Annotated in this window: 19 protein-coding genes, 7 tRNA genes, 1 pseudogene and 2 riboswitches; of the genes and pseudogenes, 10 read left to right on the forward strand and 17 right to left on the reverse strand. The window is 40.0% G+C overall.

Annotated features, from left to right (window positions below; all coding sequences use genetic code 11):
- Nucleotides 1-10: 10 nt before the first annotated feature.
- From AR328_RS11880 to AR328_RS11890, 3 genes are all read left to right on the forward strand, one after another.
- A complete protein-coding gene (locus AR328_RS11880) occupies nucleotides 11-856 on the forward strand; it encodes a transporter substrate-binding domain-containing protein (RefSeq protein ID WP_066295215.1) in 846 nt (281 codons plus the stop codon).
- A 71-nt stretch (nucleotides 857-927) separates the two neighbouring features.
- Nucleotides 928-1,629 (forward strand): amino acid ABC transporter permease, encoded by a 702-nt coding sequence (locus AR328_RS11885; RefSeq protein WP_066295216.1) that lies wholly within the window; start codon nucleotides 928-930, stop codon nucleotides 1,627-1,629.
- A 23-nt stretch (nucleotides 1,630-1,652) separates the two neighbouring features.
- The gene (locus AR328_RS11890) at nucleotides 1,653-2,378 is read left to right on the forward strand and encodes an amino acid ABC transporter permease (protein WP_066295217.1); all 726 of its coding nucleotides are present in this window, start codon (nucleotides 1,653-1,655) and stop codon (nucleotides 2,376-2,378) included.
- Nucleotides 2,379-2,565: 187 nt separating this feature from the next.
- Here AR328_RS11890 and AR328_RS11895 read toward each other — a convergent pair whose 3' ends face one another.
- From AR328_RS11895 to mtnK, 6 genes are all read right to left on the reverse strand, one after another.
- Nucleotides 2,566-3,408 carry a YitT family protein gene (locus AR328_RS11895; protein WP_066295218.1) on the reverse strand — a complete coding sequence of 281 codons (843 nt, stop codon included), beginning with the start codon at nucleotides 3,406-3,408 and terminating at the stop codon, nucleotides 2,566-2,568.
- Between the two features lie 133 nt (nucleotides 3,409-3,541).
- Complete coding sequence (locus AR328_RS11900; protein ID WP_191969054.1) at nucleotides 3,542-4,531, reverse strand: ABC transporter permease; 990 nt, start codon at nucleotides 4,529-4,531, stop codon at nucleotides 3,542-3,544.
- Nucleotides 4,500-6,038: a sugar ABC transporter ATP-binding protein gene (locus AR328_RS11905; RefSeq protein WP_066295220.1), complete on the reverse strand. Its 1,539-nt coding sequence runs from the start codon at nucleotides 6,036-6,038 to the stop codon at nucleotides 4,500-4,502. The genes AR328_RS11900 and AR328_RS11905 overlap by 32 nt, the downstream gene beginning before the upstream one ends.
- A 65-nt stretch (nucleotides 6,039-6,103) precedes the next feature.
- Nucleotides 6,104-7,201, reverse strand: a complete 1,098-nt coding sequence (locus tag AR328_RS11910) for a sugar ABC transporter substrate-binding protein (RefSeq protein WP_066295221.1) — start codon at nucleotides 7,199-7,201, stop codon at nucleotides 6,104-6,106.
- Nucleotides 7,201-8,259, reverse strand: a complete 1,059-nt coding sequence (gene mtnA / locus AR328_RS11915) for an S-methyl-5-thioribose-1-phosphate isomerase (protein WP_066295222.1) — start codon at nucleotides 8,257-8,259, stop codon at nucleotides 7,201-7,203. Before mtnA ends, AR328_RS11910 begins: the two co-directional genes overlap by 1 nt.
- Entirely contained in the window at nucleotides 8,256-9,446 is a 1,191-nt protein-coding gene (mtnK, locus tag AR328_RS11920) for an S-methyl-5-thioribose kinase (protein WP_066295223.1), read from the reverse strand. The genes mtnA and mtnK overlap by 4 nt, the downstream gene beginning before the upstream one ends.
- 79 nt (nucleotides 9,447-9,525) lie before the next feature.
- Nucleotides 9,526-9,678, reverse strand: a riboswitch (SAM riboswitch).
- A 205-nt stretch (nucleotides 9,679-9,883) separates the two neighbouring features.
- A riboswitch (SAM riboswitch) is annotated at nucleotides 9,884-9,989 on the forward strand.
- Between the two features lie 85 nt (nucleotides 9,990-10,074).
- Between mtnK and mtnW the strand changes: the two genes are divergently transcribed.
- The 4 genes from mtnW to AR328_RS11940 are packed head-to-tail and all read left to right on the forward strand — an operon-like array spanning nucleotide 10,075 to nucleotide 13,129.
- Nucleotides 10,075-11,298 carry a 2,3-diketo-5-methylthiopentyl-1-phosphate enolase gene (gene mtnW / locus AR328_RS11925; protein WP_066295224.1) on the forward strand — a complete coding sequence of 408 codons (1,224 nt, stop codon included), beginning with the start codon at nucleotides 10,075-10,077 and terminating at the stop codon, nucleotides 11,296-11,298.
- Nucleotides 11,295-11,960, forward strand: a complete 666-nt coding sequence (locus AR328_RS11930) for a 2-hydroxy-3-keto-5-methylthiopentenyl-1-phosphate phosphatase (protein ID WP_066295225.1) — start codon at nucleotides 11,295-11,297, stop codon at nucleotides 11,958-11,960. The genes mtnW and AR328_RS11930 overlap by 4 nt, the downstream gene beginning before the upstream one ends.
- Nucleotides 11,957-12,580, forward strand: coding sequence for a methylthioribulose 1-phosphate dehydratase (locus AR328_RS11935; protein WP_066295226.1), 624 nt, complete (start codon nucleotides 11,957-11,959; stop codon nucleotides 12,578-12,580). The genes AR328_RS11930 and AR328_RS11935 overlap by 4 nt, the downstream gene beginning before the upstream one ends.
- A gap of 15 nt (nucleotides 12,581-12,595) precedes the next feature.
- Complete coding sequence (locus AR328_RS11940) at nucleotides 12,596-13,129, forward strand: 1,2-dihydroxy-3-keto-5-methylthiopentene dioxygenase (protein ID WP_066295227.1); 534 nt, start codon at nucleotides 12,596-12,598, stop codon at nucleotides 13,127-13,129.
- 313 nt (nucleotides 13,130-13,442) lie between these two features.
- Here AR328_RS11940 and AR328_RS11945 read toward each other — a convergent pair whose 3' ends face one another.
- The 3 genes from AR328_RS11945 to AR328_RS11955 form a co-directional block, all read right to left on the reverse strand.
- Nucleotides 13,443-13,841, reverse strand: coding sequence for a VanZ family protein (locus AR328_RS11945; RefSeq protein WP_066295228.1), 399 nt, complete (start codon nucleotides 13,839-13,841; stop codon nucleotides 13,443-13,445).
- A gap of 187 nt (nucleotides 13,842-14,028) precedes the next feature.
- Nucleotides 14,029-14,502, reverse strand: a complete 474-nt coding sequence (locus AR328_RS11950; protein ID WP_066295229.1) for a GNAT family N-acetyltransferase — start codon at nucleotides 14,500-14,502, stop codon at nucleotides 14,029-14,031.
- A gap of 26 nt (nucleotides 14,503-14,528) precedes the next feature.
- The gene (locus AR328_RS11955; RefSeq protein ID WP_066295230.1) at nucleotides 14,529-14,969 is read right to left on the reverse strand and encodes a DUF4275 family protein; all 441 of its coding nucleotides are present in this window, start codon (nucleotides 14,967-14,969) and stop codon (nucleotides 14,529-14,531) included.
- A 186-nt stretch (nucleotides 14,970-15,155) separates the two neighbouring features.
- On the opposite strand from AR328_RS11955, the gene AR328_RS11960 reads away from it, so the two are divergent.
- Together AR328_RS11960 and AR328_RS11965 are read left to right on the forward strand one after the other, a co-directional pair.
- The gene (locus AR328_RS11960; RefSeq protein WP_066295231.1) at nucleotides 15,156-15,950 is read left to right on the forward strand and encodes a cytochrome c oxidase assembly protein; all 795 of its coding nucleotides are present in this window, start codon (nucleotides 15,156-15,158) and stop codon (nucleotides 15,948-15,950) included.
- A 97-nt stretch (nucleotides 15,951-16,047) separates the two neighbouring features.
- Complete coding sequence (locus tag AR328_RS11965; RefSeq protein WP_066295232.1) at nucleotides 16,048-18,258, forward strand: heavy metal translocating P-type ATPase; 2,211 nt, start codon at nucleotides 16,048-16,050, stop codon at nucleotides 18,256-18,258.
- Nucleotides 18,259-18,434: 176 nt separating this feature from the next.
- Here the strand turns inward: AR328_RS11965 and AR328_RS11970 are convergent.
- Nucleotides 18,435-19,259, reverse strand: a pseudogene (locus tag AR328_RS11970) (siderophore ABC transporter substrate-binding protein); the annotation flags it as partial.
- Nucleotides 19,260-19,685: 426 nt separating this feature from the next.
- Here AR328_RS11970 and AR328_RS11975 point away from each other — a divergent pair.
- On the forward strand, nucleotides 19,686-20,099 hold the full coding sequence (locus tag AR328_RS11975) for a hypothetical protein (RefSeq protein WP_066295234.1): 414 nt from the start codon (nucleotides 19,686-19,688) through the stop codon (nucleotides 20,097-20,099).
- A gap of 162 nt (nucleotides 20,100-20,261) precedes the next feature.
- On the opposite strand, the gene AR328_RS11980 is transcribed toward AR328_RS11975, so the two are convergent.
- From AR328_RS11980 to AR328_RS12010, 7 genes are all read right to left on the reverse strand, one after another.
- Nucleotides 20,262-20,336: transfer RNA gene (locus tag AR328_RS11980), tRNA-Asn, on the reverse strand.
- Between the two features lie 23 nt (nucleotides 20,337-20,359).
- Nucleotides 20,360-20,433, reverse strand: a tRNA-Ile gene (locus tag AR328_RS11985).
- Between the two features lie 9 nt (nucleotides 20,434-20,442).
- Nucleotides 20,443-20,516 (reverse strand) — tRNA-Gly (locus AR328_RS11990).
- 172 nt (nucleotides 20,517-20,688) lie between these two features.
- Nucleotides 20,689-20,762 (reverse strand) — tRNA-Cys (locus AR328_RS11995).
- A gap of 118 nt (nucleotides 20,763-20,880) precedes the next feature.
- A tRNA-Gln gene (locus tag AR328_RS12000) sits at nucleotides 20,881-20,955 on the reverse strand.
- A 44-nt stretch (nucleotides 20,956-20,999) separates the two neighbouring features.
- Nucleotides 21,000-21,075, reverse strand: a tRNA-His gene (locus AR328_RS12005).
- Nucleotides 21,076-21,084: 9 nt separating this feature from the next.
- A tRNA-Trp gene (locus AR328_RS12010) sits at nucleotides 21,085-21,158 on the reverse strand.
- Nucleotides 21,159-21,178: the final 20 nt, after the last annotated feature.

A 21,178-nucleotide genomic window follows, 5' to 3' on the forward strand; every position in this document is an offset into this window, starting at 1 on the left:
GGTCATTGTGATGAAAGGTTTAATGAAAATAGCAATTCTAGCATTCGTGCTTATACTCGGCCTCGCAGGCTGCTCCCAAAGCACAGGATCAGAAAAAGACGATGAAAAAATAGTTGTAAAGATTGCCTTAAGCGATGAAGTCAATCCCCCATTCCTGTACACAGATGACAACAATGAGCCAATTGGATACGACATGGATTATATGAAGGAAATCGAGAAAAAGCTTCCTGAATATAAATTCGAATATCTTTTTGGAGAGGAAGAAGCCAATCTAGTTGGTGTCGATACAGGTAAATACACATTCGCGATTAACTGGTTCTTTAAAAACCCTGAAAGACAAGAGAAGTTTCTTTTTCCCGAAAATGAATTTGGCTATTCCCTTACAACTTTAATTACCAAAAAGGATCGCGATGATATTAAAACATTGGATGACATGGTCGGCAAGAAATTCCCTCCAATGGCTCCTAGCGGCGGATTACGTACCATTCTTAATTCATACAACGACAAGCACTCGGATAACCCATTAACCCTCGATACAATTGAGCATGCTTCCAATGCCGACAATTTAAAAAGGGTTGCCGAAGGGAAAGCAGATGCCATTTTCCTAAACTTAACAACGTTTAATGAAATGCAAAAACAAATGAATCTTGATTTAAAAGTTAGCGGAATTGTTTCAAAAGAGCCAATTTGGGTTGTATTTAATAAAAAGGAAACCGAGCTTGCTCAGAAAATGGATAAAGCGACTAAGGAGTTAATTGAAGACGGCACCCTTTCAAAGCTGTCTGAAAAATGGTTCGATGTCGACTTCTTTAAGGATTTGGATTATATCAATCAAGAAGGCTTTAAATTCGAGTAATAGTTTCATAGATTGACTCCGATGACAGCTATGAACATCGGAGTCATTTTTACAGCAGGCGGTGAAATAAGATGATTAGTTCAGGATTTTCCGATTGGCTGGACTTATTAATGAGGGTATTAAATAAGCTCCCGCTTACTTTACTTATGTTAGGTGTTTCACTTTTCTTTTCTTTAATTATCGGTGTTATTGTCGCCATTGTCCGAATTCAAAAAAGGCCGATTTCATATGCAGTTGCTACCTTTTATTTGTCTTTCATGCGTTGTACGCCATTATTAGTACAGCTGTTCCTCATCTATTTTGGACTCCCTCAGCTGCTGTTGCTTGTGAATATTGATATTAATGGCTGGGATCGTTTTATTTTTGTTGTGATTGCCTTCTCATTATATACAGGTGCCTACCTTTCTGAGGTAATTAGATCTGCCTATATGGCCGTTGGAAGGGACCAATTAGAAGCTGCTTACAGTGTTGGAATGAGCTACTCACAGGCTTTGTGGAGAATCATCCTGCCACAGGCGTTTTTAGTGGCCTTACCTGATCTCGGGAATAATATTATTGAATTGCTGAAGGATACCTCCCTCGCCTTTACGATTGGCATCATTGATATTATGGGGCAGGTTCGGATTATTCTAGGAAATAACTATGGAATCGGCATGTTTGAAGTGTACTTTACCATTTCGCTAGTTTATTGGGGCACGTGTATTGTCATTGAAAATTTGATTGCACTTTTAGAAAAGGGATTGAAAAAGGGCCGTGTCAGCATTGCAGATTAATTTTTTAAAGGTAGTGATCTATCGTGTCTATTATCGACTTTGACTTTGCATTAAAGCAATTTCCGGAGGTGCTGAAGGGTGTACCTTTAACACTGATTATTGCGGTTTTTTCAATGATCCTCGGAATCACTTTTGGCCTTCTGATTGCCTTATGCCGAATTTATAAAGTGCCCGTTTTGCATCGGGTCGCTATAGTGTACGTCTCCTTTATTAGAGGCGTGCCGATGATTGTGCTCCTTTTCGTATTATTCTATGGGATACCTGCGTTGTTTAATCTCCTGAACAAACAGCTAGGATGGAGTCTCGACGCCGATGGAATATCCCCTATCGTGTATGCCTTGATTGCCTATACTCTGAATACAGCAGCTTACCAGTCCGAAATTTTCCGTGCGTCCATCAATGCTACCCATGCCGGTCAAATGGAAGCTGCTTATTCAGTAGGCATGACAACAACACAAGGCTTACGAAGAATTATTTTGCCGCAAGCATTGGTCCTTTCTCTTCCTAATCTGGGCAATACATTTATTGGTCTCATAAAGGCAACTTCTCTTGCTTTTGCAGTTAAAGTCATTGAAATCATGGGCATGGCAAAAATTATTGCGAATGATGGCTATAAATATTTGGAAATGTATTTAGTGGCGGCCTTGATTTATTGGCTACTATGTTTTGTCTTTGAAGTTCTTTTTGCGATGCTTGAGAGAAGAATGAGGCGGTATGAGGCGAGGATGGATGAGGGGATGTCTGTTTAAAGAAGAGTGCTTGATTTGGTGGACAGGTTTTTGACGAATCTCGGGAACCTGTCCAGTAAACTCATTTTGGCGGACAGGTTTTTGCTGATTCTCGGAAACCTGTCCAATAAACTCCATTTGGTGGACAGGTTTTAGCCGTAACTCGGAAACCTGTCCAATAAACTTTGTTCATCTTTCTTCTATAGTATTAATCCGCTTTTGAAATCTCTCCGAAGCCTAGTCCGAACACATCTCGGACATCGTGAATGGCAATAAATGCATGCGAATCTGCTTCTTTAACAATTTTCTTCAGCTTCACAATTTCCTGGCTGCTTATGACTATATAGAGGATATCCTTTTGCGCTTTTGTGTAATAGCCGCTTCCAGAAAAGACAGTTACACCTCTATTCATCTCCTCATTCACCTGCTGCGCAATTTGGTCAGGCTCTGCTGAAATGATCGTTACCGCTTTTTTCGTGTTAATTCCCTCAATAACAAATTCCATCACCTTTGTTGCAATATAAAGCATTATAATCGTCAGCATCAACTTCTCAGCACCGATGATAAAATAGGATGAAAATGCTACAATTAAATCAAAAAATAACAACCCATAAGCTAAATTCCAGCCAAGATATTTCTGGGTCATTCTTGCTAAGATTGTAGACCCGGCCGTTGTTCCGCCTACCCGTATGATTATTCCAATCCCCGCACCAATAATGACAGCTCCAAAAATCGTGGAGACGACAATTTCGTTTGAATTTATCGTCCAACCTTCTGTTAGATGCAAAAACAAAGAATTCAAGACAACCGCAATAATCGTATAAATGGTGGTCATTTTACTCAAAAACTTATAACCCACAATTAACAGAATTGAATTCAGGACAAAGTTCACGAGACCCGGCGACCATTGCCATAGGTAGTAGGCAATAATAGTAATCCCCGTTACGCCGCCCTCTCCTAGCTCGTTTGGAATAATAAAAACGTTAACCCCTACTGCAAATAGAAATGCTCCTATTAAAATATAGACAATATCTACAATCCTTTTTTTCATTTATGTACCATCCTTGTACCTGTAGAATCATCCCATTATACTTTGATATGAAGATACTTTTCAAGCTATAATGAGGAAAAAAGTGCCTGACCTCATATGCGTCAATTCCTGCGCATCAAAGATCAGGCATCATTTAATGAGAAAATTTATTTTTTGCATGCATATAAGTGACAGCTAATGCCAGCACTAATACAGAACCTTTTACAATATCGAAAGCATAATAGGGAAGATTCAAGATGGTTAGTCCGTTTAGCAGGATTCCAATAACGGCCGCACCGAAAAATGTCCCGATTGCATTTGGTTTACCAGCGCCAAGCACGGAATAGCCCACAAACACAGCGGCAACAGCTTCCATTAAGAGTGGAGCACCAGCATCAATTTGTCCAGACCCCACACGCGCTGTAAATAAGATCCCTGCGATTGAAGCAAAAATACCAGAGACGACATAGGAAGCAAACTTCACCTTCTTGACGTTTACACCCGATAAAGTGGCGGCTTCCGCATTGCCCCCTGTCATATATAATATTCGTCCCCATCTCGTATGATTTAACACTAGAAAAGTAACAATCACTAACAACAGCATAATCCACACAGGAACGGGAAGTCCGAGCATTTTCCCTTGTCCGATCCAAAGGAAGGCACTCGAAAATTCACCAATCGCCGTTCCTCCCGAAGTTAACGGCATATGATTATAAATCGAATAGCCCTCTGTATACGTCCGATGCAGCCCTGCAACGATATACATTGTGCTTAATGTGGCAAGCAAATCAGGAATCCCAATAACGACAATTAATAACGTATTGAAAACCCCAACAAGGACACCTACAAGGATAGGCAAAATCAGCACAAGCCAGAGCGGCATATCATACCAGACCATTAATGAGGCTGTAACAACGGTTGACAATGACATGGTTGATCCAACTGACAAGTCAAATCCGTTTACGACTAAAGTAAAAGTTACTCCTAAAGCCAGTACCGTAACGATGGAAATCGAACGTAGAATGTCAGCAAAATTTCCATAGGTGAAAAATGCCTCGCTAATGAGACTAAAATAAAGAATAATAAAAATCATTAGGGCGATAGCTCCGTATTTAAATAGAAACTGGATGCTTTTCTCTTTCATGCTGCTCTTCCTTTCCGCCGCTTGCATACAGCAAAATCTTCTCTTGTGTGGCTTCTTTACGGGAAAATTCCTTCACGATTTTGCCATCGTACATGACAAGAATTCGATCTGATATTCCAAGGATTTCATGAATTTCACTAGAAAAATAGATAACCCCTTTTTGCTTCTCTGAGATTTGCCGAATGAGTTTAAATATATCAACCTTTGCCCCAATATCGACACCCTTTGTTGGCTCATCGAACAAATAAATGCTGGAATCCAGCGAGGTCCATTTTCCTATTGCCACCTTTTGCTGATTCCCGCCGCTTAAATGTACGAGCGGGGTTTCGGTATTGTTTGTTTTAATTTGAAGACTGGCGATGATTTTGTCAGCAAAGGCTGTTTCTGATGGCTTATGCATAAACAAACCCCGTGTAAATTTCCGTAGATTTGGAAAGGTGGAGTTGATTCTTAGAGATTCATGAACAAACAGACCTTCTTTCCTCCGTTCTTCCGGAACAAGGGCAATACCTGCTTTAATGGCATCGGATGGATGGTGAATTTTTGCCGTTTTCTTATTAAGTGAAATTTTCCCGCGCTTAGCCGGAGTCACCCCGAATAATGTCTTTGCAAGCTCTGTCTTTCCAGCTCCAACTAAACCAACAACGCCAATAATTTCTCCTTCGGAAACCGAGAAAGAAATATCGTGAAGCTTATGACCATCAGTTAATTCCGATACTTCTAGTAATGTTGAACCGATGTGCTTCTCGTGCTTTCCAAGTTCACTAGTAAAGGCATCGCCGAGCATATCCTCAACAACCTGGTCTTGAGTAGTTAAGGCCGTTGCTGAAGTACTCACTGTTTTCCCTTCCCGCATCACAGTTACTCGGTCACAAATTTCAAATACTTCCGGAAGCCGGTGTGAAATAAATACACAGCCGACACCTTGATTTTTTAATTTTTCCATCACGGAAAACAGCCGCTCCGATTCATGAACAGAAAGCGGGGCAGTCGGTTCATCGAAAATAATAATTTTTGCCGAATGAACTAATGCCCGTGCGATTAAAACAATCTGTTTTTCAGCAAGAGTCAGCTCTAGGGCTTGCTTCTGTACGGGAATATGCTCGGACTGGAGCTGTTTTAATGCCTCTTTTGCCCTTTCGTTGATCTTTTTTTTAGAAACGAAGAGAGTTTTTTGAGAGGCAAATGTATCAAGCATAATATTTTCAGCAACAGAAAGTTCAGGTACAATGGCTGTATCGACCTCTTGGTAAACACAATATACTCCCTGTTCCTTTGCTGCTTTAGGTGAATGGAACCGAATCGCTTTTCCATCAAGGAAAATCTCTCCGCCGTCATGCTCATACACTCCGGACAGAATTTTCATAAGCGTACTTTTCCCAGCCCCATTCGCGCCGAGCAGTGCATGGATTTCTCCCTTTTTAAGCTGAAAAGAAGCATCATTCAGTGCCGATACTTTCCCAAATTGTTTTTGTATTTTTTCCATCGCTAGCAGCGTATCCGACATGAAATCTCCTCCTTTCTGCAGAAAAGCCCGATACGAATATAGGGCTTTTCCATTAGATCATTTGTCTATTTAAGCTGTTCCTCTAATTCTTTTAATGCATCGTTATAGCCTTGTTCACTCGCTCCCCAGCCTTTGATGTATTCGCTTAGCTCGTTTGTAGTGACTTGTTGGTCAGGAAGATTGGCTTTGTCTACAAATACTGGGTTAAGAACAATTTTTTGCTCTGGATTTTCGCCATTGATTTTTTGGTATAAATAACGAACTTGGATGCGTCCGATATCCTTAGGATCAACTGCAGCAGAAGCAACCCATGGACTATTTTCCTTTTGAATCATCTGCAGATCTTCATCACTCATGTCGATGCTGTAAACTTTAATGTCCGTTCTTCCGGCTTGCTCAATCGCACGCACAGCACCTTTAGCAAACTCATCCCAAGCTGCCCAAACAGCTGTGATTTGTCCTTCTTTCGGATATTGCTTCAAGATTGCTTCCATTTGTGCTTGTGTATCTAATGCTGTATTAGCTGTCGCTGCTCCAAATGCAGCAATTTCCTTAATACCTGAGTTGTTTTTCAAGAATGCTTCATAGGCTACTTGTCTTCTTTCCATTGGTGCAAAGCCAGCAACCCAAATTTTCACGATATTTGCTTCGCCATTTGCATCTTCACCTAGTTTATTTAGCGTCATCTCAGCCATTTTCTGATCGCCTTGCTCCAACACAGGAACGCCTTCAACCTCAATACCTGCATCAAATGCGATGACCGGAATCCCCTTTTCTACCGCTTTTTCAACTCCGCTATTTAAAGCCTCTTTTGTACCATGATCGATTAAAATTCCGTCAAAGCCTTGGTTAATGGCAGCATCTAGGTTAGAGGCCATTTTTGCTAAATCCCCTTCAGATGTAAAAACATTTACCGTTCCGCCGAATTTTTCTACCTGCTCTTTAACACCTTCAATATATTGGGCTGAAAATGTTCCTAAGTTTTGCTGCATGACTAATGCAATTTTTTTATTAGCAAGCGGATGGTCGGATTTCTCTGCATTTTTTGGTGTTTCAGATTCCTTTTGATCAGTAGCAGCCGTATTGCTTTTTGGCTGGCATCCTACTAAAAAGGCTGATACTAGTAAAATAGCTAAAAGTAATGTCGATAGTTGTTTTTTCATTATTTTTCTCCCTCTCTGACTAGCTCGCCGAATAGGCTTTTGATATTTTCATTGAAGTTTGGATAGATAATCCCTTTTTCTGTAATAATGGCTGTTATATATTCCGCCGGAGTGACGTCAAACGCCGGGTTAAAGACCTTTGTATTAAGCGGTGCCACCGGGATGCCGCCAATATGTGTCATTTCCTCCGCTTTCCGCTCTTCAATTGGAATCTTCATTCCACTCGAAATGGAAAGATCAAAGGTGGAGGCCGGAGCTGCTACATAAAATGGAATGTTGTAATGCTTAGCTAAAATCGCCAAGCCCAGGGTACCGATTTTATTCGCTGTGTCTCCATTAGCTGCAATCCGGTCAGCCCCGACAATAATCGCTTCAATTCCTTTTGAGTGAATCGTATGGGCGGCCATGCTGTCCGTAATCAAAGTGACATCGACACCTGATTGCTGCAGCTCCCAAACGGTTAGCCTTGAGCCTTGGAATACTGGACGAGTTTCACATGCATACACATGAAACTGTTTATCCCGTTCAATGCCAAGATGGAAAGGTGCAAGTGCTGTCCCGTATTTAGCCGTAGCAATGGACCCTGCATTGCATATTGTCATCACATTCGTAAAGTTATTTAACAATGACAGGGCATGCTCGCCAATTTGTCTACACGTTTCCTCATCTTCTACATGAATCTTAATCGCTTCTTCAAGAATGGTCGTTTTTGCTCCATTGACGCTTTTCGCTTCCTCCGCCACTGCTGCAATTCTTTCGAGCGCCCAAAATAAATTGACTGCTGTTGGCCGTGAACTAGCTAGATAACGAAAATCCTTTTGAAGATGTTCGTGGAATTCTTTTAATTGTTTCGTTTCATATTTCTGTGCTGCGATCGCAAGTCCATATGCGGCAGTTATCCCAATTGCAGGCGCCCCGCGGACTTTTAAAGTGACAATAGCATCGAAAACCTCCTCAATCGTATCAAGCTGAAGAAACTCAATTTGATGAGGGAGCTTTTGCTGATTAAGAATAATTAGTTCTCCATTTTTCCATTCAATTGATGTTGGAACCTTCATGCCTTTCTCTCTCCTAATAGTGAAATAGCCTCAGTTACCGAATTTAACACTTGGCGATTTAAGATTAATGTTTCACCTAATGCAAGCGCTCGTTTTTTCGCCGCAATTCTTTTCTCATGATCCTCAATACCGTCTAAATCCTTCACATGAGCAAGACCAATCGTCCTTCTAATCAACTCGCAACCTGCAAAGCCAAGCGTGTCAGAAAAGATTTTCTGTAAAATGTAATCTTTATAGCCTTCGACCTTTGTAAAGACTTCAACATTTGACTCTTCCCATAATTCAGTAAATACTGAGCAAAAAATGGTCCAAGTATTCTCGATATGTTCAAAAATTACAGATCGATTCGCTTCCTCTCTTGAAATCGCATGAAGAAATAGATTTCCGATAAATAAACCAACATCAAATCCAATCGGGCCATAAAAGGCAAATTCAGGATCAATGACTTTCGTTTCTGCGCTGCTTGCAAAAATACTACCAGTATGTAGATCCCCATGCAATAATGCTTCTGCTTCTGTTAAAAAGCTTTGCTTTAACTTAGCCGCTTCAAGCTTCAAAAGGCTATTATTCCATATGGCATCTACATCTGCACGCAATTCTGGTTCAAAATCATTTGTATCATGGTCGAAGAAAGGATCCGTAAATATCAGATCTTCTGTAATTTTACAAAGCTCAGGATTTGAAAATTCGACGGCTAAACGTTTTTTCTCAAATGGATGCAAGGCAAAGTCCGATGTTGAAAATAGCGTTCTCGCTAAATATTCGCCAATATCGCTTGATAGCTTTGGATAAGATTCCCCTTTAATAAGTCCCTCACGAGCAATTGTTAAATGCGATAAATCTTCCATAACGGTAATGGCAAGGTCTTCATCAGCATGGTAGACCTCTGGCACAAGCTGGGGAACAAACTCACCATGCTTTTTCAGCGCGTTCGTTTCAATTGTTGCCCGCTTTAATGTGAGCGGCCAGCTTTCCCCCACTACCTTTGCATAAGGGAGCGCTTGCTTGATAATAACACCTTTTTCATTTATTGAGTCAGTTATATGGAATACATAATTCAGATTGCCATCCCCAATTTCACGGCAGTTCAATACTGAACCTTCAGAAAATAGATTTAGCTCTTTCGCAAGCTTCACCGCTGTCTCATCAGTCAATGGCTCATACTGTTTCTTTTGTAAAATTGTCAACTTTTCTCACCCTATCTATAAAAATAATAAAAAGCCTCTTTCTCATCACGAAAGAGGCTTACGAATACAAATTCTCTGCCTCTTATCTCTCAGAAAGTTTCCTTTCCGTTGGAATTAGCACCGTGCCTTGCGGGAAAATCCCGGCGCTTATTAGCGCCCCGTTTCACAACGGTATTACGGTCGGTTGCTGGGCTTCATCGGGCCAAATCCCTCTGCCTGCTCATGATAAGAGTATTTAACATATTCACGTTAGTTTGCTTGAAATGAATCTTAGCACCTGTTTTTGAAAGTGTCAACATTTTTTTCTGAATTGTTTTTTCACTTTGCAACACTCTTAATAGAAAAAATAATCACACAAACTGTATTGACAGAATTTTTAAGCGGTGTAATAATAATAGGCAGTTACTTTTTGAATCGTAAATAAATTAAATATATTTTTCTTATTAAGAGCAGGTGGAGGGACGAGCCCGATGAAACCCGGCAACCGATCAAACGATTTGACACGGTGCTAATTCTTGCAGCTTTCATGCTGAGAAATAAGAAGATGTTTGTCTATTGACCTCTTCTTATTTGAAGAGGTTTTATTTTTGTATAGAGAATACTAACTTAAAAAGGAGGATGATCCAACATGAGTGAAATCATCGCCACCTATCAGCTGTTTGGCAAGCCAGGATCCTTTGAGAAAAAAGCGGAGGGAATCGCACTCGGCTTAACGATCGGTTCTTGGACAGATTTGCCGCTGCTAGAGCAGGAGCAGCTGAAGAAGCATAAAGGACGCGTTATTTCAGTCGAGGAATTATCGGACACACGCCATCCTGTTAAACATAATAATATTTTAAGCATAGTAAAAATTGCTTATCCAAGCGCCAATTTTTCAGCTGACCTGCCGGCTATTTTAACAACGGTTTTTGGGAAGCTTTCCTTGGACGGAGAAGTCAAACTGCTAGATTTAGAGTTTAGTTCAGATCTATTAAGCAGATTTCCTGGCCCGCGCTTTGGAATTGAAGGTATTCGGAAAACATTAAATGTATATAATCGCCCACTAACCATGAGCATTTTCAAGGGCGTTATCGGGAGAAACATCGAATATTTAACAGCTCAATTGAAAGAGCAGGCTCTTGGCGGAGTGGATCTTGTAAAGGATGATGAAATCCTATTTGAGAATCCGTTAACACCTTTCGAGCAACGAATTTTAAGAAGTAAAGAAGTTTTGCAGCATGTCTATGAGGAAACTGGCCATCGTACCCTTTACGCCGTAAACCTAACAGGCCGGACTTCCGAATTAAGGGATAAGGCGAAAAGAGCCCGCGAGCTTGGTGCAGATGCTCTTTTATTTAATGTTCATACGTATGGACTGGACGTCCTCCAGGAGCTTGCGGAGGATGAGGAGGTTCGGCTTCCGCTTATGGCACATCCAGCTTATAGCGGCGCCTTCACCTCTTCTGCTTTTTACGGGGTAGCCAGTCAGCTTGTTCTTGGCAAGTTAACACGATATTCAGGCGCTGACTTTTCCTTATTCCCTTCTCCTTATGGCAGTGTAGCTCTTGAAAAGAATACTGCACTTGCAATTGGTGAGAAGCTGACTGAAGAAGCTGCAGTAAAACGGGCATTTCCAGTACCTTCTGCTGGCATTCATCCCGGGCTTGTACCTTTATTAGTGGAGGATTATGGGAATGATTGCGTAATCAACGCTGGGGGCGGCGTTCATGGCCACCCTCACGGAGCAGCGGGCGGCGGAAAGGCGTTTAGACAGGCAGTTGATGCTGTTCTAGCCGGTAAAAGTTTGGCTAGCTCCGCTGAGGAACATCAGGAATTGAAAATAGCCCTCGAGTTATGGGGAGGTTCAAAATGAAGAATCCAGTCATTTTTTGCGACTTCGATGGGACAATTACGAATAAAGATAACATCGTCAATATAATGAAAGAATTCGCACCGCCGGAATGGGACGCCATCAAGGATGATATTTTAGGTCAAAAGGTTTCTATTCAAGAAGGAGTTGGCAAGCTGTTCTCTCTTCTTCCCTCTTCGAAAAAAGAAGAGATCATCTCTTTCGTAATGAAGGATGCCGTGATACGAGAAGGCTTTGCTGAATTCGTTCAGTTTACTAGAAAGGCAAAAATTCCGCTTTACATTGTGAGCGGTGGAATCGACTTTTTCGTCTACCCCGTTCTTGAACCATTCGGACCGTTTGAAAAAATTTATTGCAATGAAGCTGATTTTTCCGGTGAAAACATTCGAATTGTTTTCCCTCATGAGTGTGATGATGATTGTTCGAGCAAAGGCTGCGGCTGCTGCAAGCCATCCATTATTCGTCAGCTAGCTTCAGAGGAAAACACAAGCATTGTGATTGGCGATTCAATTACCGATCTTCAGGCTGCTAAGCTTGCAGATGTCGTGATTGCCAGAGACTTCCTTATTGAAAAGTGCAAGGAATTGAACATACGTTACGAACCTTTCGAACGTTTCCAAGACTGTATCCATATCATTGAATCAAGATTGGATGTGAAAGTATGAGTGCAGTCGTATCCAAATGGAATGAACTAGCTGATATTAAAGATGAATTGGCCGCAAGAGACTGGTTCATGGGAACAAGCGGAAATCTTGCCATCAAGGTTCACACTGACCCATTGCAGTTTCTCGTAACAGCAAGCGGAAAAGATAAGAGAAAAAGAACGTTAGAGGATTTCCTGCTAGTCGACCGAGATGGAAAAGCCGTTGAGGAGACACATCTTAAACCATCAGCTGAAACCCTGTTGCACTGTTCCGTTTTCCAAAAGACTTTAGCGGGCTGCAGTCTTCATGTTCATACAGTAGCGAATAATGTCATCTCAGAGCTATATGGTACTGAAGGGAAAGTAGCCTTTCAATATCAAGAATTAATCAAAGCGTTTGATTTTTGGGAAGAGGATGCTAAGCTAACCATCCCCATTATTCATAACCATGCGCATATTCCGGATCTAGCTTCTGAGTTCCAGGAGCATATTCATGCGGATAAAGGGGCCGTTCTTATCAGAAACCATGGCATTACCGTTTGGGGAAAAGATGGCTTTGAAGCTAAGAAACTATTAGAAGCATGTGAATTTTTATTTCAATATCAACTAGCATTGATCAATGCTAAATCAAATTTTAAATAAGAAAGGGAGATACCAATGGCAACAATCACAATCCAAGGCACAAATGAAGTAATTGAAGAGCAAAACGAGGTTGCAGCATTTTTAGAGCAGCAGGAAGTTATTTACGAACACTGGGATATTGAAAAACTACCGGAAAATCTTCGTGAAAAATTTGATCTTAGCGATGATGAGAAAAACGGAATTCTAAATGCCTTCAAAGCAGAAATCGACAGCATTTCAGAACGCCGCGGCTACAAAACAGCGGACGTTATTTCTCTATCCGATACAACACCTAATCTTGATGAGCTATTGAAAAACTTCCAAAGAGAACACCATCATACAGATGATGAAGTGCGCTTCATCGCAAGCGGGCATGGAGTTTTCGTTATTCAAGGGAAGGATGAGCGCTTTTTTGAAGTTCATTTAAATCCTGGAGACCTCATCTCGGTTCCCGAAAATATCCGCCATTATTTCACACTTGCTGATGATAGAAAAGTAGTCGCCGTCCGCATCTTCGTAACACAAGAAGGCTGGGTGCCTGTGTATGAGAAGGAAAGTGTGGAAGGATAATAATTATATTACGTAATCCTAACATATAAACGATTTCTAAATTATTTCTGCGATATTTTGGTTATTTGCACGATAATCTGGAAATATGCACGTTTTCAATTTTTTTTGCACGATAACCTGGAAATATGCACGTTTTCAAATTTTTTTGCACGATAACCTGGAAATATGCACGTTTTCAAAATTATTTGCACGATAACGGAAATATGCACGTTTTCAAAATTATTTGCACGATAACCCAAATATATAAGCAATTTCTAGATTATTTGCACAATACCCATAACAGTAGGGCCTACTCAATAAAATGTAAAAATGGCTACCTTCTTCTGTGGGTAGCCATTTTTATTATGCATAAAGCTATCAGCGCACCAATTGAATCAATTCCAACATCCACAATGGAGCCTGTTCGATCTGGGATGAAAGCCTGATGAATTTCATCGGATGCTGCATAGATTGTTGTGTATATCCAGGCTTGAATAAATCGATGCTTTTCAAAGCTATTGTAAAACAATATAGCAAGCACTCCAAATGCTGATAAATGCACAAGTTTTCTAAATATGAGATTGGCCATTCTTGCCTGATCTTCTGACAGATGGAAAAAGTCCGCGATAATCATTAACGTATTTCCACCAGTCGAAGCAGGAGAAGCCGTTGTAATAAAAATAGCTATACAATAAACAATAGCTGCTGTCAGCCAAACATATTTTTTCTTCATTATTAATTCCTTTGAATGGTTTTTCTATTATTATAGGCACTTTTTGATTATATTTTCTATAAAATGCTGGGTATTTATAGTTTGTCAGCGAAATTCGATGGTTTATCAGCCAATTTATGTGATTTGTCAGCCAGATTTGCACGTTTGTCAGCCAAATCAAGCAGGTTGTCAGCCAATCCCCTCTCTCCTATGAATCTTTTATCATCGTCATAAATTCGGTAGATCCATTACTAAATTCTATTTTTCTCTTAAAGCCAAGTTTTTCATAAAGGCGTATCGCTCTAACATTAAACTTCGCCACTGTTAAGCGAAGGGGAACTGCTTTATCTGCGCGTTGGATATGCCCTATGAGAAAAGAAAAGAATGCCAATCCCATCCCCTTCCCTGTTAACTCCGGCTTCATTCCGAGCCCTATATCAATACATGTTTCAGAATAGGCACCATACTGGTTCCCAGCAGGCACTTGGGCAGAATCCCCAGTACAAAAGAAGCCTATTATTTGACCATTTTCATCAATGACAACTGAATATAAGCTTCCTAGTAATTCCTTAATGGATTCCTCGTTTTCTTCATTATTGTAAAAGTTATAAGGTGCTGGGTATTTCCAGTTTAGGATTTCAACTGCCTGCTTTCTACTCAGCCTCTGGATAAATAACTCCATACGATCCCTCTTCTAATATAAAATTATTACCTATCCTGTTTCCACGAAAAGTAAGGCCCGCACAACCCTTTTTCGTGAGTATTGACGTAAGTCCACGTAAATTCCTTATCCACTACATAAACATCCTGTTCATTTTCAAAGTCTTCAGCGGTAATCCTAGATACATTTTCAATGATTATCGCATCATTTGAGCGCTGATAAAAAACATAACATGCCTGCTTTTGCAATTGATTAAATGCTTCATTTGCCTGTTCCTCCTTCAGGCATTCCTTTGTTTCACAGCTGAAAATATGCCATAAGAATCCACTGCTTTTACCTTTGTCATGCATATGAATTTTACCCTTCTCTTCCTCACTAAGATGACTGGAAAAATGCTCCTCCCATTGATTTCGCAAATACGTGCCCCATTTCGGGATCTTCGTGACTTTAACTCTTTTCTTTTGAAGCGTGTCTACGAGTGTTTTCATTTTCACTTCTCCTTAAAAACACATTTATCTATATTTTATGTTATTTTTTGGAACTAAGAAAGTGTGGAGTGAAATTTGTTTAAAGGTTTGGAATGTATAATGATCAGAATTCATATCCATAATCATAGCAGCTTTTCAGTAAGGCCCCCATTCAGTTTATTTCATCCTGATATGAGGAGGAATAGCATGTTTGATTATCTAATATTAATTCGAAACGAATTAGAATGGAATATTTCAATCATAATAACCGCCGTCTTTTTCGCCGTTCTATATATAATACTCGTAAAACAAACGACTACATTCAAAGTGCACCAAACGAAGCCGCTTCTTTTTCTTCTCAGCCTAGGCTTACTCGTCTTAGTAGTTGGCAGCCCCTTAGCAGTGATTAGCCATCTTTCATTCAGCTTGCATATGATCCAAATGAGTATTCTGTTTTTTATTATTCCGCCACTACTATTATTAGGGATTCCAAAGCCCGTTTATCAGCTATTGTGGAAGGTTATCCTAGTCAGGCCTTTTCTCTTTGTAAAACCGATCTTGGCACTTTTTATTTTTGCGGTCCTATTTTCCATGTATCATTTACCAACAATATTGAACTTTATCTCTGGTCATCCAATCATTCATAATAGTTATTTCTTTTTACTGTTCATATTAGCTTTTCGTATATGGTGGCCTATTACCTCACCGTTTAAAAAACCGCAAGTATATAGCGAGACCAAAAAACGTTATGCTTTCCTAAGCGGGCTTCTTTTGTTGCCAGCCTGCTCTGTTTTCATTCTAAATGCCTTAATGGATGGAATGAATAATCCGCTCCTAACTCAATTCATGATAAAACTTTGTTTACCCTCTCAATCTAGTTCTCATACACTTTTTCCACCATTAGTCAATCCTAGGCTAGATCAACTTATAGCAGGTATTCTGATGCTGGGCATTCACAAAATCTCACTAAAAGCAGCACTGCATATGGGGGAAAAGAGTTAAACAAGCATTGTCCAGCTCCTGCTGCCATTCGTTCTAAATGCAAATTGATTTTAATAGAATAAATTATATTAATGAAGGAAAGTGGTGGGGCCCGGCGATGATCGAAACCGCACACATTGAAGTAAAAGGCATGCATTGTGCCGCCTGTACGACTCGCATCGAAAAATCCGTTTCAAAAATAGATGGAGTGACAGACATATCAGTCAATTTAACAACTGAAAAAGGCCGTGTCTCCTTTGAAAAAAACCGGACAAGCATTTCTGACATCATTCAAAGAATAAACAAAATTGGGTTTGATGCAAAGGAAATTAGCCAAAATAGCTCCTCAGAACAGAACAAAAATATAGAGATTAGGAGACTTCAATGGAAATTTGTCTTTTCAGCCTTGCTTACCCTACCGATGGCATGGGCTATGTTCGCCCACTTCCAATGGGCTTCCTTCATCAAAGTGCCTGATCTGTTTATTCATCCCCTTTTTCAGTTCGCAATTACGATTCCCATTCAATTCTTCATTGGAGCAGAATTTTATGAAAGAGCATGGAAGGCCTTAAGAAATAGAAGTGCAAATATGGATGTATTGGTCGTATTAAGTACTTCGGCAGCTTTCTTTTACAGCCATTATCTGACCTTTACTACATTGAAATCCAATCACCAGGCACAGCCGGTCGACCTGTTCTATGAGACAAGCGCCTTCATTATTACGTTCATTCTATTAGGAAAACTGCTCGAGGCAAAAACAAAATTACGAACGGCAGAGGCAATCAAAAAACTTTACCAATTACAAATGAAAACAGCCACTGTCTATATAAACGGAAGAGAAGAAAATAGACTTGTTGAACAAATTATACCTGGAGATATTATCGTTCTAAAGCCTGGGGAGAAGGTGCCAATCGATGGACAAGTAATCGATGGGCACTCCGTTATGGACGAATCACTGTTAACCGGTGAAAGCATACCCGTTGAGAAAAACATAGGCAATGATGTATATGCTGGGACAATCAATCAAAATGGATTATTAATGATAAGAGCGACAAAAAGAAATTCTGAAACTGCCTTGTCACAAATTATTCGAATCGTTGAAGAAGCTCAAGCTTCAAAAGCACCTATTCAATATATAGCAGATCATATTACAGCCCTATTTGTTCCAATTGTCATTGCCATTGCTGCGGTTACATTTTTTGCATGGTACACCCTCTTTCAGCCAGGAGATTTGAAAGAGGCATTAGAAAAAACAATCGCTGTTCTCATTATCGCCTGTCCTTGTGCACTTGGGCTTGCCACTCCGACTTCTGTTATGGTCGGAAGCGGAAGAGCTGCACAGCTTGGTATCCTTTTTAAAGAAGGAAGATTTCTTGAATTATTAGGGAAAAATAATATCATTGTCTTCGATAAAACCGGGACCATCACAAAAGGACAACCTCATGTGACTGACATTTATAGCGAATATTTAAGTATAAGGGCTTTCTTAGAAATCGTTGGAGCTATTGAGAGCATTTCCGATCATCCCATTGCTAAAGCGATCGTTCAAAGGGCGAAAAGAGAAATATCCTTTTTTCCAAGTGTGTCACATGTCCTGTCAATGCCAGGCTATGGAATTAAGGCAACAGTAAACAATCAAAAGGTTGTCATTGCCAGCCCGACCTATTTTAAAAGAAACGATATCTCCATCCCTCCAAACGCTGGTACTCTAGTAACTAAGCTTGAACAGGAAGGAAAAACTGTCATGATTGCCTTTATCGATTCTCAGTTTTCTGGAATCATCGCAGTAGCAGATGAAATAAAGTCAACATCTGTTAAAGCCGTGTCTCGATTAAAGCAGATGGGGATAGAGGTAATCATGCTGACTGGCGATAATCGAAATACCGCAATGGCTGTAGGAAAAAAGGTAGGAATCCATAAACTACGGGCTGAAGTCATGCCCCAGCAAAAAGCTGAAATCATTCAGACATTACAACAAGAGGGAAATAAGGTCATTATGGTAGGAGATGGCATTAATGATGCACCTGCTTTAGCTGTTGCCGATGTTGGAATTGCACTTGGAACAGGTTCAGATGTGGCCATTGAATCAGGTGATATGACCATTATTAAAGATGACCTAAATCGAGTCGTTGACGCAATCCTAATCAGCAAAAAAACAATGACAAATATTAAACAAAATTTTCTATGGGCTTTTCTCTATAATATTATGATGATCCCACTTGCCATGCTTGGTTACATGGCTCCATGGCTTGCAGGGGCAGCCATGGCTTTTAGTTCCGTTTCAGTTGTGTTGAATTCACTTCGGTTAAAGAGGGTTAGATTAAAGTAAGTTTGGGTGAAATTTATTTTTAATAGGAAATTAAAGAAGCTACCTGCTTTTTACTTCCATTTCTCATGGAGAATTCAAAAAAATGAGGCGATCTATATGATTAGGCGCCTCATTTTTATCTATTATTTACTTACCGCCACGGTATACACATTGTGGCTTGATTAACTTGTAAAACATTATTCTACACCTACTTGAGCATCTTCAATCATTAGCTTCATAGACTTTAATCCGCCGCCAGATAAGTACCATGGGCCGGCATCTAAGTAGAAGATCTTCCCGTTCTTATATGCATTTGTTTTTTGTACTAGCTCATTTTCAACGGTATCCTTCGTGCTAGAATTGCTTTCAAGAGCTGCATCACGATCGATGACAAACATAATATCTGGGTTTGTTTCAGCAATATATTCAAAAGAAACACTTTGCGCATGTGTGGATTGCTCAATATTTTCATCTGCAGCTTTAAACCCAAACACATCGTGAATAATACCAAAACGAGAATTCGGTCCATAAGCACTAATTTTTCCTTCGTTCCCTAAGATGATTAATGCTTTACCGTCAGAACCAGCAGTTTTTTCCTTAATAGCGGCAACTGCCTGATTCACTTCATCCAGTTCTGCCTTCACTTGATCCTCTTTGTCAAAGATTTGTGCAATTAAATCCATATTATGTGTGAAAGATTCCATGTAGTTTGTATAATCAATTCCCATATAAATAGTCGGAGCGATTTCCTTGAACTCTTCATAAAGGTCTGCTTGGCGACCAGATATGAAAATTACATCAGGCTTCATTGCATGAATCGCCACAAAGTCAGGCTCCTTTAAGCTACCAACATTTGTGTATTCAGATCCAGCGTATTTTTCTAAATAAGGAGGGATAGCTACTTGAGGTACACCAGTAACCTTAACTCCAAGCTCATCCAATGTATCCAAAATACCGAAGTCAAAAACTACTACGTTCTCTGGAGTCTTTTCTAAAACAATTTCTTCCTCAACTAGTTCATGCTAATTTTTATTTCTGCAGATTCAGCAAATCTTTCGGTGTTATATGGCTCACACCAACGAATAGGGATAGGATTGATAGAACAATGACCGAGACGATAAGATATCTTTTTTTCTTAACTATCTCCATTAAAGTTTTCAGTCTTACGATTGTTGATGATATTGAAAATCATTATCAGTGACACTGGCAATTTTTATTAAGCAGTCAGGAAATGATTGTCAACGGTAAAATGAAAATAATTATCAATTGTAATTATAGGGCTAATCGATAAATTTCCTTGATATTGCAATACCTTCAACTTCAATCTTTAGGAATAATAGATAAAATTGAGAAATATGAATTGATATTAAAGGGAAAATGAAGCTTCAATCAGTGGGGTTATCCTGCCCATTAATCTGATAAATTATATCGGCGAAGGGGTTACTGCATTGGAATTCATTGTGAGGGATCAGGAAGGACTAACGCTGCAGTGTTTATATTATGGATCAAAGCGCGAAAACATGGTGAGTGGATTCATTCATTTGCAATATGGGGATATTATAACCATTTCTAATCATGGGAGATTTGTGTTTGGAACAGGCTGGTTTATTTTCATCATGATTAATGATTCAATGAGGGAATTCGCACTCATGCGGGAACTGGAAGATGCTATTAACACTAATAGACTACAGACAGGCATTGATGTCATGCTGGACCACTCTATTTCAATCTTCTATTTAGATAAATCCTTAGTTCATCGAAACAAGGAATTATTTCTGTCACTTTCAACCAAACTGAAAGAATCCTCATTTCTGTTGCATCGAATAACCAATAATTTCCCATCAGGTAAACAATTTTCGTAGTTCACTTTATAACAAAATTCGAATACATACAAAAAAACCGCTATTTCACAAAATGTGTGTAAATAGCGGTTTTATTAGGTTAAATCAATGTTAATTTACAATTAAGCAAATTTAAACTTGTACCGTCACCTCAGAAGGCTATGGCACAATGCAGATAAAAACTGGCTCCGCAGGTAGGATTCGAACCTACGACCGTTCGGTTAACAGCCGAATGCTCTACCACTGAGCTACTGCGGAATAGTTATATTTAATGCAAATAGTGGGCCTAAATGGACTCGAACCATCGACCTCACGCTTATCAGGCGTGCGCTCTAACCAGCTGAGCTATAGGCCCATTATAATATGGAGCGGGTGAAGGGAATCGAACCCTCATCAACAGCTTGGAAGGCTGTGGTTTTACCACTAAACTACACCCGCATTTTAATTTCATCTAATATTTACTTAAATTTACGCTTCTTCATGCCTCTTCCTCTTCAAGCCTATTCGAGGATGTAAATGCGTCGAGGCAACTCGTAGCATATTCATGGATGCTTTGCTCGTGGCTGTGGTTTTACCACTAAACTATACCCGCATTTAAATTTGGAAAACTTGGAGGCAGCACCCGGATTTGAACCGGGGATAAAGGTTTTGCAGACCTCTGCCTTACCACTTGGCTATGCCGCCATTTCTGTTGAATTTTGATATGTTGTCAAAACTTGCTCCAAAGCCCTGCGGTCTTTGTCGCAAAATTTTTAAAAAACCATTCAGCGAAGCAAAGCTTCGAGGTTGTTTTTTAAAAATTTGGCTGGGCTAGCTGGATTCGAACCAACGCATGTCGCAGTCAAAGTGCGATGCCTTACCGCTTGGCTATAGCCCATTGAAGTAACCTAAAGGAAGTAACATTTATTAATAAAGTATGTATGGGGCGGCTGATGGGAATCGAACCCACGAATGTCGGAACCACAATCCGATGCGTTAACCACTTCGCCACAACCGCCATAATTAATGGCAGGGGTAGTAGGAATCGAACCCACATCAAAGGTTTTGGAGACCTTCGTTTTACCATTAAACTATACCCCTATAAATGGTGGTGGGGGACG

This window comes from Bacillus sp. FJAT-29937 (assembly GCF_001509555.1).
Lineage (GTDB): Bacteria > Bacillota > Bacilli > Bacillales > Cytobacillaceae > Cytobacillus.